Genomic DNA, 13,684 nt, shown 5'->3' with positions numbered 1-13,684 from the left:
GCCGGATGTTGCGGTTGCGGCGCGTCGGGCAGGGTGTCGGGGGTGCGTGACGCTACGGCCGCGGCCAGGTCGTCGCGGTGACGGCGGCGCATGAGACGGCGCAGCTGCAGGATGCGGGTGGTACCCAGCACCAGCGTGAGCAGGCACCCGGCGGCCACCGCGGCCAGTAGTGCGACCGCCAGGGAGAAGCGACCGTGCAGCGAGACGAAGGAGACCTGCACCGCCCCCGCGTTCTGCGCGATGAAGATGATCAGGGCGATCAGGATAAACACCGCGAAGCACGCCATCACCCAGGTCGACCCGGCCCGCGTGCGTGCCGGCGGGCGGGAGGCGGCCGGCTGTGGGGCCAACGGTGCACCGGTCAGCGGTTGCGGCGTCGACGAGCCGTATTCGGGCGCCCGGCGTCCACGACGCTGCCGCCGCAGCCATCTACCTCGCTCGCCGGTGCCGGTCCGATCGATCTCAACGAGGCGTCTGTCGTTGTCCCTACCGAGTCGGGTACTCATGTGACCCTGCGCCCTTCACATCGGGTGCCGGTCGCGGAGCGGGGCCGAATTCTAAGCCGGCCCGGCACTCGCGCCACGGCGCGTCGGAAATCACAGCGCCGGGGTCTGGAGCGTCTCTGGCAGCCATTTTACTTCAGCTTCGCTCGGGGCATAAGGGCTCCCCTCACTGGACGAGACGGCCTGCGCTCTCGTTTTCGAAGGTAGAACGGCTGCCGGGCCAGGTCGCCTTCATCTGCCGCGCCCGACTGAATCTGGCCCCGCAGCCTGACGCCCGCCACACGGTCCGAACCACAAACACGCCCCAGCTAGCGAGTGGTGAGGCGGTAGGGCAGCGTGCAGACCAGGACGTCGGTACGTGCGCGCAGCACGGTCGCCAGCAGCAATCCGCGTTGGTTCTGCAGGATGCGGTAGCGCCGCGCTCGCGGTTCAACTTCGGGGATGAGCACGGCGACCTGCCGATCGCCCTCCTGAGCGCGCTGGATGTAGTCAAGGATCGGGTGGACCAGCGAGCGGTGGGGGCTCTCGATGATGTCCAGGCGCACGCCGGGGTTCCACGCGTCCCATTCGGCGCGGAACGCGGCGCTGCGCTCGGCGGCGAGGTGCACGCTGACGGCGACGACCTCGTCGCCCAGGGACAGCGCCGCGCACAGCGCGTACTCGGTGAGCCGGTTGATCCCGCCGACCGGCACGATCACCAGGCTCCCCGCGGCACACGGGCGGTCCGGGATCCGGTCCATACCCAGCTCGAGCCCGACGGCCCGGTAGTAGCTCTCGATCCTGGAGAACAAAAGCATCAGCGCGGGCACCGTGATCACGACGACCCACGCGCCCGAGGTGAACTTGCTCAGCACGAACACCACCGCGGCAACCGCGGTCAGCACCGCGCCGGTCCCGTTGAGCACGGCCCGCAGCGCCCACCCTCTGGGGCGCCCGCGGTACCAGTGCCGCACCAGCCCGGCCTGGCTGATCGTGAAACCGATGAACACGCCGATCGCGTAGAGCGGGATGAGCCGGTCGGTGGTGGCGTTGACCGCGACCAGCAGCAACGCGGCGAGCGCGGCCAAGGCGATGACGCCGTAGCGGAACACCGGCCGTTCCGCGCGCAGACCCAGCAGGTGAGGCAGCCGATCGTCGGCGGACAGCAGGCTCATCAGCACCGGCAGGCCACCGAAGCTGGTGTTGGCGGCCAGGGCGAGCACCACCGTCACGGCGATGTTCGTCGCGTAGTACGCCCACCCGGTGCCGAAAGAGCCGGCGGTGAGTTGCGCCAGAACCGTCACTCCCCCGCGCGGCGCGACATGCTCGCGGTGGATCAGGACCGCCAGCCCGATCAGCATCGCTCCGAGCAGCGCACCCAGCATCAGCTCGGTGCGCTGAGCCCGTTTGACGCGCGGTTCCCGGAAGGAGGGGACGCCGTTGGCGATGGCTTCGACCCCGGTCAGGGCCGAACAACCCGCGGCAAACGCCTTGAGGATCAGGATCACGCCCACCGCCTCGCTGACGCGGATCGGTTGCGCGCCGCCGACCAGCGCGGCCGGGTGCGAGCGGGTCAGACCTACCGCGATGACGCCGAAGATGGCGCAGACGAAGATCACCATCGGCAGCATCAGGGCACGAGCGCTCTCCGCGATGCCCCATAGGTTGACCGCCGTGATCAACAACAGCCCGATCAGACACAGCGCCAACAGGTGATGCGCCAGCGAGGGGAACGCCGATGCCAGGCTCGCCGCCCCGGCGGCAAGACTGACTGCGACCGTCAGCACGTAATCCACCACCAGGCTCGCGGCCGCGAGCAGGCTGACCGTCGCTCCCAGATCCTTCTTCCCCACCGCGTACGCGCCGCCGCCGTCCGGATGCACCGCGATGACCTGACGATAAGACACGACCAGCACGGCGAGCAGGCCCGCGATGGCTACCGTGATCGGCAGGGTCAGGCGCAGCGCGGACACCCCGGCCCCCACCAGCACCAGCACGATGGCCTCCGGCCCGTAAGCCACCGAACTGAGCGCGTCCAGCGACAGCGCGGCCAACCCGCCCAGACTCGTCAGATGGTCCTTGTCGCCCTCACCGTGCCGCAGCGGCACCCGCGGCGTGACTTGCCTCGGCGCAGTGACGAAACCCATGGGTGCCTTCCCTGTGCGGCGAAGTCCTGTGCCCTGTTCGGCCTCGTGCGTTGTGACATCCGACTGCAACCATACGGCTGCCGCTGCCCGACCACTGCGCGATCATCGCCGAGTCGTGTGAGGTCAACGACCTGCCGGTGATGCCGGATGGCGGAGAAGGGGGCGACGTCGGGTTGCCTGCTCGGCGGTGGCGACCCCGACGGCGGGCAGGCGGCCGACGAGGCCGCCGAGAGGGGAGTAGGATAAAGACACTTACGGCATTTCGAACGCTGGTATTCACTCCGGCGTCGCCGTGGGCGAGGCAAGAGCCCGGATGCTTCTGCGGTCCGGAGACAGGCGTCTGATGATGCCGAATCAAATGCTTCCCCAACCGATCGCCGCGCCGCCCCCCGGGCCCGGGGTACGCCCTGTGACCGCACCTCCCCGACTGACCCGCCGGGAACTGTTCACCGGCGTGTGGACTCGGCGGTTCGCCCGCCAGCGCGCTGTGCTTCGCCGGACCCTGTCCCAGGTGGGTACGGCGGCACGGTCACCGGGCACCGCGCGTAACCGCCGCCGGTCCGCGCGCAAGGGCGCGCCACGGTGAGGCCACAAGGAGTCGCCGGAGCGCTGTTCGCGGTCGCGATCGGCGCGATCCTGACCTACGCGGTCAGCTTCACCGTCTCCGGAGTCAGCATCCACACCGTCGGCGTGATCATCATGGCGGTCGGGGCGGTCGCGCTGGCCATCTTGCTCGTTCGGTCGATGACCACGTCACGCAGGCCAGTCGAGTCACGCCGACCGCTGGCCGAGCCGGGCCCGAGCGCGGATCGCGTCTACCGGCAGGACCCTGTGCACGGCGCCCCGCCGGTCGCGGCGACGCGTATCTCGACCGAGGTCTACACGGCACCCGAGCAACGGGCTGACCAGCCGCTATACAGCCGAGAAGCCTACCCGGGGTCCGGGACGCCGCGGCAGTAGCAGCGGCAACGCTCTCGGTCGCTTGGGCCGCGGAGTCTGCGAACGCGCTCAGGAACTGTGCGTGGGCGTGGCGGAGCGTCAATCCATCCGCTGCGCCGATGCGCTGCCGAGGCCCACAGGCCGGTCACCATTCCGATCAGCGCGGTTTCGATCAGTGCGGTGGCCGGCGTCGAGGACGGCGTCCGGCTCGAATTCGCAAAGACCGTTCGCAAAGACCAGGTGCGCGACTTGCCACCGGTCAACATTTACGACCAGCGACAAGGAAGGTGCGCGGTGGTCGCTCCACGTCCCCAGCGCCACGAACAAGAGGCCATCGGCCGACTGCGGCAACGCCTCCAGACGGCTTACCGCGACCGCACCGCCGCGGAGGTGCTCGGCGTGGTGGACCGCGCGATGGGACGCTTCACCACCGCGCGCATCCGCGAATACATCCCCCTGCTCGTAGAGCGCATCTCCCGCGACGAACTGAGCCACCGCCACGCGGCCGGATGAAGCCCGGCCCGCGAACTCTTCGAGGTAAGCAGCCTCGCCGTAATGAGTACCACCCCTTGCCGGGTTCCTGGCAAGCGGCGGGCCCGTTCGGCACGTCATCCGCATGATCGGAAGATCTGCAATGAGTGCCGACAGAACGGTCGAGAGTGACCGTGAAGGTATGGAGGATACGGCGGGCAGAAGTGAAGAAGGGCATACGGAAGCGCACCGGCGCCCGATCGGTCTGACCCTCAGCCAGGTGGCCGCCTCCGCACTGGCAGCCTCGTGCGCGGCGCTTGTCGCCTCATACCTGGGTGTAGCGGGCACCATCAGCGGAGCCGCCATAGGCTCGATCGTCGCGACCACCGGCTCCGCCTTCTATGGACACGCCTTCCGCCACGGCGGAAAGAAGATCGTCAAGAGGCTGGGTCCCGGCACCTTCCTCGTGTCCGACGCCAAGCCACGCGCCGCGATCAGTGCCCGGACCGACGCAGCGACCGTTTCAGGGGCGGCAGCAAAGCCGACGACATTGAAGGCGGCAGCGTTGAAGTCGGCGGCGCGGACTGCGCCCGCCGGGTCCTCGGAACCAAAGCGGAAGCCCGCGTACCGCAAGCCCATCGCGCTCGCCGCGGCGGCGCTCGCGGTGTTCGGCGCCGCGGTGACCGTGGGCATTCTCGCGGGTGGCCCGATCCGCCAATCCGGATTGGGGCACAACTTCACGCCGTCGCACACCACGACCCGGCCTGCCGGATCCAGCGGGCCGCCGGCGACGACCACCGATCCGTCGCCCACGCCGTCAGCTTCGGCGTCGGCGAGTTCCTCCGGGAGCTCCGGCACGACGCCCTCGAACGCTTCTCCGACCCCGAGTCCGCCCGCCTCGAGCCAGACCGCGACAGGCCAGGCGACACAGGGGTCGACCACGCCGGGCGCGACCGGGCCCGTCCACGGGGCTTCCGCACCGTCGAACGCCCTCTCGGCGCCCAAGCGCACGGCCCTCCTGGTTCCACGCAGGGTTGACTGAGCGTAGTGTCGGGATTGTCTTCGACGCTCCGGTCCCCGGCGCCGTGATTCCCGGCGCGCAGGATGCGTCACGGAGAGCGGCCGGTCGAACGACGGTCGCCTCCCCCGGCGACGTACTCGGCGCTCCTGCGGCCGAAAGCGTGGGGACCTGTATGGACATGTATCTGAACAGCAGTGACGACGACCAGCTTCTGATCACCGTGCGCGGAGAGACCGACCCGGCGAGTGCCGGGACGCTCTTCCTGCGACTGGTGGTCCTGGCGGGCGCCGCGACCGGTCAGGTTGCCATCGGCCTGCCGCAAGTCACCGTCGTGGACTGCACCGAACTGCGCGCTCCGGACGCCATCGACCGCCATGTGCGCGCGAGTGGCGGCAGCGTGCGCGTAGCCGCGGTGTCGCCGGCGGTCGCCCGGCTCCTCGAACTCGGCGGACCGCACGGGTCGCTGCCGCGCATCTTCGCCCCGCCCGCTCCCAGCAGCCAGCATCGCGCCGCCGCACCGCTCCCGCACACACCGCGGCGCCGCGTCATCGCGCATAAACGCCCCCACACCGTTCGGTAGCACACACGGCCACACACATGGCCACTGAGATCGACTTGACGCTCCAGGTCTCCGGAACAACTGTGATCATCGCTCTCCGGGCGTTCAGCCTCTACCGGCTCGCCGACCTGCGGCACACGGCCGGCGACGGCGCACGGGCCGCTCACGCGATGCCGCTCGGGTGTAACGTTGCATGTGAGTCGGCTCAAGACCCTGGCCTTCGCAGCGATCAAGCAGGTGAGGGATCTGACGGTGACCGACCAATATGATCAGTGGGCCGCGAGCGCGCCACGCGGCCAGGATGACCGGCCGGCGTCGGCCGCGTCGATGCGACCCGACCTTGTTCTAGGCAGGTCGAGCCCGATCTTCGCGACGACGTACCTACGGTGCGGTGGCCGCGGAGCCGCCTTGGCTCTGATGCGGAGCATGCGGCAGGACGCACAGTGCGTCGACCATGCCCTGGACCGCCACGAGCCGTGCGGCGGATCAGCGGCGTCGGTCAGCTCTTGGAGTTCTGGTGACTGACGCACGGGCTCTCTCACCCATCGTGGTCGGTTTCGACGGCTCCGCTGACAGCATGCGCGCGCTGGACTGGGCCCTCGCCGAGGCCGTCCTTCGCAACGCGCCGGTGGATCTGTGTCACGTCTGGAATCAGCCGAACTCCCCAGGGCAGCTGGGCCGTAGCGACGACGCCCCGCGAGCCAGCGCACAGGCGGTGTTGGCCGAGGGCTCCCGGTACGCCGCCGAGCACACTCCGTCCGTCCAGGTGCGGGCGCACCTGAGCTTCGGCAGCGCCGCGCACGTGCTGGTGCTCGCCGCCCGCGACGCTGCGTTGCTGGTGGTCGGGGGCAGGGGCGCGAGCGGATTCGGCAATCTCCAGATCGGCTCGGTCAGCGCCCACGTCGTGCGGCATGCCGACTGTCCGGTCGTCGTGGTACGTGACATTGCCGTTCGCGGTGTTTGCGGCGGGGCGCACGGCGGACGGATCGTTGTCGGCATCGACGGATCAGCGGGCTGCGAAACCGCTGTCGCGTTCGCTTTCGAGGAGGCGGCGCGGCGCGGTGCCGCCGTATACGCGGTGCACGCCTTCGACCAGGCTTCGGCGCAAACCACGACATACCTCGAGGAGACCGAGCTAAAACGCTTGCGCCAGGACGCGCAGGATGCTTTCAGCGGGCTGCTCACGCCGCAGGCGGATAAGTACCCTGACCTCGCGGTCTCCTTGCAGCTGGTCCACGGCGGACCGGCTCCCGCGCTGATCGAGGCGTCGGCCGACGCCGCCCTGCTCGTGCTCGGCTCGCACGGCCACGGCCGTTTCGCCATGGCGAGGCTTGGCTCGACCAGCCATGCCGTCCTTCACCACGCGCCCTGCCCGGTCGCCGTCGTGCGCGGAGACCGATGACCGAGCCCAAGACGACCCAGCCCAAGACGCGCTCGATGAGCAAAGGGCTGTAGTCGCGGGGCTTGACGCGGTGGCCGCGTGGCTTTCCCGTCTTGCTATTCCTCGTCGTCGAGGTCGACCAGTGGCAGGTCGCGCACTTGTTCTCTGGTGAGCTTGAGCCGGACACCGTCCTCGACGCCCGCCACCGCGCCGATCGGGATGGCGACCTGCTTGTGGCCCCACAGGTGGCCCTCGTCGAGCAGCACGTGGGTCATATGGCGATCTCGAGGATCGATGACCAGTCCGTGGACCCGGCCGATCGTCCCGTCGGTGGCGTGCACATGCTCGCCCCGGACGGGACGTTCGACCTCGCCCAGCGGCACCCGGTCATGGATGACGGTGCGCGGGACGGTAGCTACGGCTACCCCGCCCCTGCTTATGTCCACCCCTCCCGCGCCCATTCCCATGCTCCCGCCGAGGCCGAGTCCGTAGTAGGGCCAGAAGAGCATCTGCCCCTGCCCGTAGCCCCACGGTCCCGTAGCTCTCGGCAGGAACTGCGACTCCTCGGCGTGCTCGAGCTCCGCGAACTGGGCGGTGGTGCAGCGCAGCTGGATCTCCTGCGCCGCCCACTCCACCAGATCGATAGGTACGAGGCGGCCTGCGCCCCGCTGATGCGCGGGCCCCACGACTAGGTGGGTCAGCTCGCCGGCGACGGGGTCGACGACGACGCGGGTCAACTGCCCGCAGACGCCGTCGCTGCAGGAGACTTCGCTTCCGATCGTGTAGTACGCGACTATGTTCATGGCCTCGCCTGGTCTCGGGTGGGAGTCGCAGCGGCGAGGGGTGCGCGGGTCCGGACAGACCCCGGCGCGTACGTACCCCGATTATCTCACGAGAATGCGCGCAAAGCGGCGCGGAACGCACGCAATCGGCGCCGGCCTGGTCCAGGTGCGATCAGAGGCTTGCCAGTGCCCTGTTATCAGAATGCTGGCATGCTCTCGCAGGGCATCCGCCCCGGCCAAGGCCTCACGGCATGCCCGACAGAACGGGGTCACGGCAGACCCCGCCGCCACTCAGGAAGCCGACGAAATCGCCAAAAACGGAGTATGATGAGGGTACTTGCGGTATTTCGAACGCCGGTGGTCACTCTGGCGTCGCCGTAGGCGAGGCAAGAATCCGGATGCTCATGCGGTCCGGAGACAGGCGTCTGATGATGCCGAAGCAGATCCTCCCCCAACCGATCGCCAAGCCGCCGCCCGAACTCGGGGCGCCTCCCACGATCGCATTCCCCGGGTTGTCCCGCCGGGACGTGTTCACCGCGATGTGGACACGGCGGATCCCCCAACCGCGCACCGCGCTGGGCGCGGCGATGTCCCGCGTGATCGTGGCGGCCCGGCCACCGGGCGCCGGACGCAACCGCCGTCAATCCGCCCGCAAGGGCGCGCAGCGATGAGGCCGCAAGGAGCCGCCGGAGCCCTGGTCGCGATCGCGATCGGCGCGATCCTGACCTACGCGGTCAGCTTCACCGTCTCCGGAGTCAACATCCACACCGTCGGCGTGATCATCATGGCGGTCGGGGCGGTCGCCCTGGCCATCCTGCTGGTCCGTTCCGTGGGCGGGTCACGTCGTCGGGACCAGCCGCCCCAGAAGCCGGTCAAGCAGGTTCGCGGTCGGGACGGAAGCTACCTGCAGGACCCGCCGGACGGCGCCCCGCCGGTCGCGGCGACGCGCATCTCGACCGAGGTCTACACAGCACCCGGACAACAGGCCGACCAGCCGCCGCTCGCCACGACGCGTGACTGGACGCCTAGGCAGCGGTAGCGGTAACCGCAGACCCCTGATCCCCGGCGGGTGCCTGAACAGTAGAGGTCTGCGAATAAGCTCGCCGCATGCGTCGGCGTGATAGAGGATTGACCCTCTGTCACGCCGCCGACGGATGTGCGGCCGCACGCAGCGGTGCGGCGGCGTGACCCGAACGGCGCCGGACGCTCTGAAACAGCTCGATCGCGCGTTTGAGGCGTATCATGGGATTACCGAGGGCATCTCGAAGGTCGCCATCCGCGGCGGCAGCGTCTCCGGCGAGTCACCAGTCCGGGCGATCAGCGGCCCGGGGACGGGTCCGCACCATGACCGCAGTCAACATCCGCCCGGAGTCCGTGGAAACACCAGCACCGGAGGTACGCGTCGCCCTCAAGCCGTTCTCCCTCAACCCGGGGATGGTCAACGGCGCCTGGTGGCCGCGTTCCCGCGACTTGACCCGTGAGCTGCCCGGCCTGGTCGCCGTGCTGGATCGGTCCTGGGGGGAAATCCACCGGGTCACGGTGAACGTGCGCATGTGGCCGCGGATCCCGCGCAAGGTGCGCACCGGCGCGCACACCGTGCGCCTGGGATGGTTCGACGCCGAACAGGACCCCCACGACCTGTGCCTGATCTCCCATACCAGCGTGCCAGGGCGGTGGGACCTTCTCGTAGTGCCGCCGGACACCAGCCCAGAGCGGGCGGCGCGCCTAATGGCCGCCGCTAGCGAGGTTGGCAACATGCAGACCGCCAGCGCGCTTCTCGCCAGCTCCATGGACGCTCCGTCCGACCCGGCCTGGGACCGCGCGCGCGTGCGCGACTGGGAATCCGAAGGAGGCCTGACTCCGGCAATGCGCTAAAAGCTGCGCGGGCGCGGGCAGGGGCATCGACACTACGTCAGAACACTGATATACCCGGGCGGGGTCGCTCGGACTCGCCGGACGGCCCCAGCCCGTGCCGTGGCGAGGTTCGCGGTCAGGGGAGTTTGGAGACCTGGTAGTGGCCGATCCACCAGTCGCCGCCGACCAGCCTGAGGAGCAAGCTCAGATACACGGAGACGGTCGGCCGGTCGGGGAATGAGAACTCCGCCTGCATGTAGCCGAGGACCAGGGTGTCGGTCAGCCTCCTGGTCTCAAGGATCTTGTATTCGGCGACCATGCCGAGGGGCTGGGAGTCGTAGTATTCCGCGATACCCGGGCGGCCGACGCTGTAGCGATGCAGTCCCTGGAAGATCGCGTCTTCGATGAACAGGGACGCGACGTCGGCCGGCGCGTGGGCGTCGACCGAGGTCTTCCACCGGTCGAGGACGCGCCGGAGGATCTCTTCCTCGGCTGGAACGGTGCTCATCGAGGCTCCTTGGAGAGCTATAGACGATCGGTCTACTACAAGCTAGATGACCGGTCTACAACTGTCAAAGTCCGAGATTGGGAAGTAGCCGGTCGGTCGTATACTCGACGTCATGGGACGCACCAGTGACGCCAGACGAAAGATCCTCGACGCCGCCGAGTCGCTGATCGGGCGGCGCGGCTACTCAGCTCTGGGCGTCGCCGAGATCTGCAAGGCGGCCGGCGTGCCGAAGGGGAGCTTCTACTACTTCTTCGAGTCCAAGGAGGCCTTGGCGCTCGCCGTCATCGACGAGCACTGGGATGCCGAGCGGCAGGACTGGGAGCGCATCCTGAGCGACGACACGCCGCCGCTGGAGCAGCTGCGGCGGTTGTTCGAGGCGACCGAGGCCGAGCTGCGCGCCGGCCAGATCTCCTGCGGAACCGTGTCGGGCTGCCTGTTCGGCAATCTGACGCTGGAGCTGAGCAACCAGACCGAGCTGATCCGCGGGCGTCTTCAGGAGATCTTCGATGCGCAGGCGGAGATGGTCGAGGCGGTGATCACGCGGGCCCGCGAGCGCGGCGAGGTGTCAGTGGCCGACACGCAGCAGGCGGCCCGCTCCGTGGTCGCCCAGCTCGAGGGGCAGGTCATGTTCGCCAAGCTGTACAACGACACCACCAACCTGGGCGTCCTGTGGAGCAATTGCCTGGCGCTGCTGGGAGCCACCGCACCCTTACCCGCATCGGCGGCGGCTGCCCGCTGACAGGCGGCTCATACGGTCCGCAGAGCCGCCGTGGTCTTGCCGGTGCGCTCGCGAAGCAGAGATCGCAGGGTGTTGGCCTGCTCGTAGCCGACCCTGCGGGAGATCGTCTCAAGCGACAAGTCCGTGGTCCGCAGCAGATGGATCGCCCGCTCGATCCTCAGATCCTGGACAAAGCGGATCGGTGACGTTCCGACGGCGCGCTGCACGGATCGCTGCAGCGTGCGCTCGCTTACGCCCAGACTCCGCGCGGCCTCGGGAATGCTCACCGGCTCGGCGAGGCGGTCGCGGACCCAGCGTTCGAACGCCGCGACGACGGGGTCGCTCTTGGCCAGGGCGCTGGGGATGATGTAAGGAGCCTGCGAAGGGCGCTCGTCGACCACCAGGTAGCGGGCCACGATGTCGGCCACCGCCGGGCTGCTCTCCCGGACGATCGAGAGCGCCATGTCGACGTGGCCGAAAGCGGCGCCCGCCGTGGTGATCGCGTCCTCGCGGACCAGCATGGCGCTCTGGTCGAGCAGGACCTTGGGATAGCGGGCCCGGAACACCGGTGCGAACCACCAGGTGGTCGTCGCCCGGAGGCCGTCCAGGATGCCCGCCTCGGCCAGCAGGAACGACCCCGCGCACGCCGAGGCGATCGCGGCGCCGCGCGCGCGGGTCATCGCGATCAACTCCCGAACCGGCGCCGTGCTTTCGCCGCTGACGAGGTCAACCAGCGCCTCGGGCTGGAACTCGTTGACGGCGGGCACGACCAGCAGGTCCGCCCGTTCCGCGAGTTTGACGGGCTCGCAGCAGACGATGTGCCCGGCCGAGGTGCGCACCTGGCGGTCGAACCCGACCGTCGTCACGTTCCAGCGCGGAGCCTCGGACAGCTGCTGCGCCATGGCGGTGGCGGTGTTCAGCACGTCGAGGACGGCGGCCAGTCCGGAGTCGAATACGCCGTCGAGGACGATGACCGCAATCTCCATGTCGGAAACCCAATCAAAGGTGTCGTTACCGCCACTGACGCGAGAGGCGATCAGCGACGTACGTTTTCAGCGCGCCGACGATTCGGCGTTGTGAATATCAGATGATCAAACAAGGAAGGAATCGAGATGAAGATCGGCCTGCTGGTCCGCATCGAGGCCAAGCCCGAGTTCGCCGACGAAGTCGAGCAGGCTCTGCGCGGCGCATTGGACCTTGCCGCCGCCGAGCGAGAGACGGTGGCGTGGTTCGCCTTCCGTCAGTCTGCCACCGTCTTTGGCGTTTTCGACACTTTCGACGACGATCACGGACGCCAGGCGCACCTGGCGGGGCCGATCGCCGTCGCGCTCGGAGAGCTCGCCAAGACGAAGCTCGCCTCGGCTCCGGTGATCACCGAGATCGACCTGCTGGGCGTCAAGGTCCCCTGACGGTCCGGCGGGCGCGTCCGCTGCGGAGGCATCCGCCGGCGCCCGGTCAGTGGCCGGCACTCTGGCCGCCGTCGACGTGCAGGATCTCGCCGGTGATGAACGGCGCGGTCTCCAGGAACATGACGGCGACGACGGCGTAGCCGAGCTTGCGATAGGCGTTGACGAGGCCGGCACCGATGCCCTGCGACGCGCCGGTGATGACCGCGACCTTCTGGCCGGTGGTGTTCATGCGTCCCTCTCCGAGGTGGTCCGGGGCGACCGGTGATCAGAAGCAGTTCGGATCATTCTGACCGACCGGTCGTCTATGGAAAATAGACGACCGGTCTACAATTTTGCAAACGTCCGGGTGCTCCACGACCCGGCCACTACACAGGCGCCCGCGAGGCGGGCGTGCCACACGCACCCCCACCTGAAGGAGAGAGCAGTGCCAACAGAGGCGATGAAGGAGTTCTTGGTCGAGATCACCACGACCATCCCCGAAGGCACGGACCCGAACGAGGTCTCCCGCCGTCGCGCGGCCGAGGCTGTCCGGGCCGGGGAACTGGCCGCGAGCGGGCACCTGTTCCGGCTGTGGCGCCCGGTCGGCGAGATGCGCAGCATCGGCATATGGCGAGCCGCCGATGAGGCCGAACTGCACGAGAAGGTCCTCGGCTCGCTGCCGATGCGCCCGTGGATGACCCCGAAGGTCACCCCGCTCCAGCCCCACCCCAACGACCCGGGCGCGTCTGCCGGCGAAAGCTGACAGGTCACACCCGATCGGCTGCTGGCGGGAACGCTATCAACCGTGTCGTTTCTGCTGCTGACGTGGCCGCCGCTCGGCGACGTACGTTCGCCTTCGACCACCTCCTTTTGCAAAGGAAGCACGTTGTCCAACCATTTCAGCGCAGACAATCTCAAGTTCCCGGGCAACGACCGCCGCCTGGACCTCACCGACGTCTACGTCTTCAACGCGCCACCGGACCCCGGCAGGACAGTGCTGATCATCAACTCGAACCCGACCAGCGCGCCGCCGCCGATCGAGCCGACGCCGACGGGTCCGGAGTTCTACCCGGGCGCGATCTACCGGATCAACGTCGACACCGACGGCGACGCGTACGCCGACATCGCGTTCACGTTCACCTTCTCCGAGTACGAAGACGGAAAGCAGACCGGTACCGCGCGGTACGCCGTCGGCGCCGAGGCCCGCGAGCAAGGGCCGGTCGGCCGGGTGATCGCCGAGTCCGTGTCAGTCAGCTTCGACGGCGGCAACACGGCTGTCCTGATCGACGAGCCGGCGGGGATCCGGCTGTTCGCGGGCCTGCGCAGCGATCCCTTCTTCGCCGACGTCGAGGGCGCTCTGCACGGATTGAAGTGGACCGAGCACGACGACTTCGCCGACAACGACGTCGACTCCATCGTGCTCGAGGTGCCCTC

Annotated in this window: 17 protein-coding genes and 1 pseudogene; 11 read left to right on the top strand and 7 right to left on the bottom strand. The window is 68.8% G+C overall.

Features of this window, described 5'->3' with window-relative positions; genetic code table 11:
• A partial coding sequence (locus VGZ32_RS03125) for a lipopolysaccharide assembly protein LapA domain-containing protein (RefSeq protein WP_326884255.1) occupies window positions 1-350 on the bottom strand: 350 nt, incomplete at its 3' end.
• Between the two features lie 461 nt (window positions 351-811).
• On the bottom strand, window positions 812-2,629 hold the full coding sequence (locus VGZ32_RS03120; RefSeq protein WP_326884254.1) for an APC family permease: 1,818 nt from the start codon (window positions 2,627-2,629) through the stop codon (window positions 812-814).
• 582 nt (window positions 2,630-3,211) lie between these two features.
• Here VGZ32_RS03120 and VGZ32_RS03115 point away from each other — a divergent pair.
• The gene (locus VGZ32_RS03115) at window positions 3,212-3,589 is read left to right on the top strand and encodes a hypothetical protein (protein ID WP_326884253.1); all 378 of its coding nucleotides are present in this window, start codon (window positions 3,212-3,214) and stop codon (window positions 3,587-3,589) included.
• 159 nt (window positions 3,590-3,748) lie between these two features.
• Window positions 3,749-4,081, top strand: a complete 333-nt coding sequence (locus VGZ32_RS03110) for a three-helix bundle dimerization domain-containing protein (protein WP_326884252.1) — start codon at window positions 3,749-3,751, stop codon at window positions 4,079-4,081.
• Between the two features lie 357 nt (window positions 4,082-4,438).
• Here the strand turns inward: VGZ32_RS03110 and VGZ32_RS03105 are convergent, their stop codons facing one another.
• On the bottom strand, window positions 4,439-5,044 hold the full coding sequence (locus VGZ32_RS03105) for a hypothetical protein (RefSeq protein ID WP_326884251.1): 606 nt from the start codon (window positions 5,042-5,044) through the stop codon (window positions 4,439-4,441).
• A gap of 188 nt (window positions 5,045-5,232) precedes the next feature.
• Here VGZ32_RS03105 and VGZ32_RS03100 point away from each other — a divergent pair, with 188 nt between their 5' ends.
• On the top strand, window positions 5,233-5,640 hold the full coding sequence (locus VGZ32_RS03100) for an STAS domain-containing protein (RefSeq protein ID WP_326884250.1): 408 nt from the start codon (window positions 5,233-5,235) through the stop codon (window positions 5,638-5,640).
• Window positions 5,641-6,136: 496 nt separating this feature from the next.
• Window positions 6,137-7,021, top strand: coding sequence for a universal stress protein (locus VGZ32_RS03095; protein WP_326884248.1), 885 nt, complete (start codon window positions 6,137-6,139; stop codon window positions 7,019-7,021).
• A 95-nt stretch (window positions 7,022-7,116) separates the two neighbouring features.
• Here VGZ32_RS03095 and VGZ32_RS03090 read toward each other — a convergent pair whose 3' ends face one another.
• A complete protein-coding gene (locus VGZ32_RS03090; protein WP_326884247.1) occupies window positions 7,117-7,803 on the bottom strand; it encodes a hypothetical protein in 687 nt (228 codons plus the stop codon).
• Between the two features lie 407 nt (window positions 7,804-8,210).
• Here VGZ32_RS03090 and VGZ32_RS03085 point away from each other — a divergent pair, with 407 nt between their 5' ends.
• The 3 genes from VGZ32_RS03085 (at window position 8,211) to VGZ32_RS03075 (ending at window position 9,657) form a co-directional block, all read left to right on the top strand.
• A complete protein-coding gene (locus VGZ32_RS03085; protein WP_326884246.1) occupies window positions 8,211-8,453 on the top strand; it encodes a hypothetical protein in 243 nt (80 codons plus the stop codon).
• Window positions 8,450-8,821: a hypothetical protein gene (locus VGZ32_RS03080; RefSeq protein ID WP_326884245.1), complete on the top strand. Its 372-nt coding sequence runs from the start codon at window positions 8,450-8,452 to the stop codon at window positions 8,819-8,821. The genes VGZ32_RS03085 and VGZ32_RS03080 overlap by 4 nt, the downstream gene beginning before the upstream one ends.
• A gap of 305 nt (window positions 8,822-9,126) precedes the next feature.
• Window positions 9,127-9,657, top strand: coding sequence for a DUF5994 family protein (locus tag VGZ32_RS03075; protein ID WP_326884244.1), 531 nt, complete (start codon window positions 9,127-9,129; stop codon window positions 9,655-9,657).
• Between the two features lie 115 nt (window positions 9,658-9,772).
• On the opposite strand, the gene VGZ32_RS03070 is transcribed toward VGZ32_RS03075, so the two are convergent.
• Complete coding sequence (locus VGZ32_RS03070; protein ID WP_326884243.1) at window positions 9,773-10,144, bottom strand: hypothetical protein; 372 nt, start codon at window positions 10,142-10,144, stop codon at window positions 9,773-9,775.
• 112 nt (window positions 10,145-10,256) lie between these two features.
• Between VGZ32_RS03070 and VGZ32_RS03065 the strand changes: the two genes are divergently transcribed.
• Entirely contained in the window at window positions 10,257-10,883 is a 627-nt protein-coding gene (locus VGZ32_RS03065) for a TetR/AcrR family transcriptional regulator (RefSeq protein ID WP_326884242.1), read from the top strand.
• 8 nt (window positions 10,884-10,891) lie between these two features.
• On the opposite strand, the gene VGZ32_RS03060 is transcribed toward VGZ32_RS03065, so the two are convergent.
• Entirely contained in the window at window positions 10,892-11,848 is a 957-nt protein-coding gene (locus VGZ32_RS03060) for a GlxA family transcriptional regulator (protein ID WP_326884241.1), read from the bottom strand.
• A gap of 126 nt (window positions 11,849-11,974) precedes the next feature.
• On the opposite strand from VGZ32_RS03060, the gene VGZ32_RS03055 reads away from it, so the two are divergent.
• The gene (locus VGZ32_RS03055; RefSeq protein WP_326884240.1) at window positions 11,975-12,271 is read left to right on the top strand and encodes an antibiotic biosynthesis monooxygenase; all 297 of its coding nucleotides are present in this window, start codon (window positions 11,975-11,977) and stop codon (window positions 12,269-12,271) included.
• A 124-nt stretch (window positions 12,272-12,395) separates the two neighbouring features.
• On the opposite strand, the pseudogene VGZ32_RS28555 reads toward VGZ32_RS03055, so the two are convergent.
• Window positions 12,396-12,500: pseudogene (locus VGZ32_RS28555) on the bottom strand (3-oxoacyl-ACP reductase); the annotation flags it as partial.
• A gap of 210 nt (window positions 12,501-12,710) precedes the next feature.
• Here VGZ32_RS28555 and VGZ32_RS03045 point away from each other — a divergent pair.
• Together VGZ32_RS03045 and VGZ32_RS03040 are read left to right on the top strand one after the other, a co-directional pair.
• Window positions 12,711-13,013 (top strand): muconolactone Delta-isomerase family protein, encoded by a 303-nt coding sequence (locus tag VGZ32_RS03045; protein WP_349263462.1) that lies wholly within the window; start codon window positions 12,711-12,713, stop codon window positions 13,011-13,013.
• Window positions 13,014-13,136: 123 nt separating this feature from the next.
• Window positions 13,137-13,684 (top strand): DUF4331 family protein (locus VGZ32_RS03040; protein WP_326884237.1); only part of this gene is annotated, 548 nt, incomplete at its 3' end.

It is taken from the genome of Actinocrinis sp. (assembly GCF_035938995.1).
Lineage (GTDB): Bacteria > Actinomycetota > Actinomycetes > Streptomycetales > Catenulisporaceae > DASZGI01.
This window is presented reverse-complemented; position numbering and strand designations above follow the sequence as displayed.

Excerpts from the sequence above, each read along its gene's own strand:
- VGZ32_RS03120 (WP_326884254.1), bottom strand. The coding sequence starts at position 2,629 with ATGGGTTTCGTCACTGCGCCGAGGCAAGTCACGCCGCGGGTGCCGCTG.
- VGZ32_RS03100 (WP_326884250.1), top strand. The coding sequence starts at position 5,233 with ATGGACATGTATCTGAACAGCAGTGACGACGACCAGCTTCTGATCACC.
- VGZ32_RS03090 (WP_326884247.1), bottom strand. The coding sequence starts at position 7,803 with ATGAACATAGTCGCGTACTACACGATCGGAAGCGAAGTCTCCTGCAGC.
- VGZ32_RS03085 (WP_326884246.1), top strand. The coding sequence starts at position 8,211 with ATGATGCCGAAGCAGATCCTCCCCCAACCGATCGCCAAGCCGCCGCCC.
- VGZ32_RS03080 (WP_326884245.1), top strand. The coding sequence starts at position 8,450 with ATGAGGCCGCAAGGAGCCGCCGGAGCCCTGGTCGCGATCGCGATCGGC.
- VGZ32_RS03075 (WP_326884244.1), top strand. The coding sequence starts at position 9,127 with ATGACCGCAGTCAACATCCGCCCGGAGTCCGTGGAAACACCAGCACCG.
- VGZ32_RS03070 (WP_326884243.1), bottom strand. The coding sequence starts at position 10,144 with ATGAGCACCGTTCCAGCCGAGGAAGAGATCCTCCGGCGCGTCCTCGAC.
- VGZ32_RS03065 (WP_326884242.1), top strand. The coding sequence starts at position 10,257 with ATGGGACGCACCAGTGACGCCAGACGAAAGATCCTCGACGCCGCCGAG.
- VGZ32_RS03060 (WP_326884241.1), bottom strand. The coding sequence starts at position 11,848 with ATGGAGATTGCGGTCATCGTCCTCGACGGCGTATTCGACTCCGGACTG.
- VGZ32_RS03055 (WP_326884240.1), top strand. The coding sequence starts at position 11,975 with ATGAAGATCGGCCTGCTGGTCCGCATCGAGGCCAAGCCCGAGTTCGCC.
- VGZ32_RS03045 (WP_349263462.1), top strand. The coding sequence starts at position 12,711 with ATGAAGGAGTTCTTGGTCGAGATCACCACGACCATCCCCGAAGGCACG.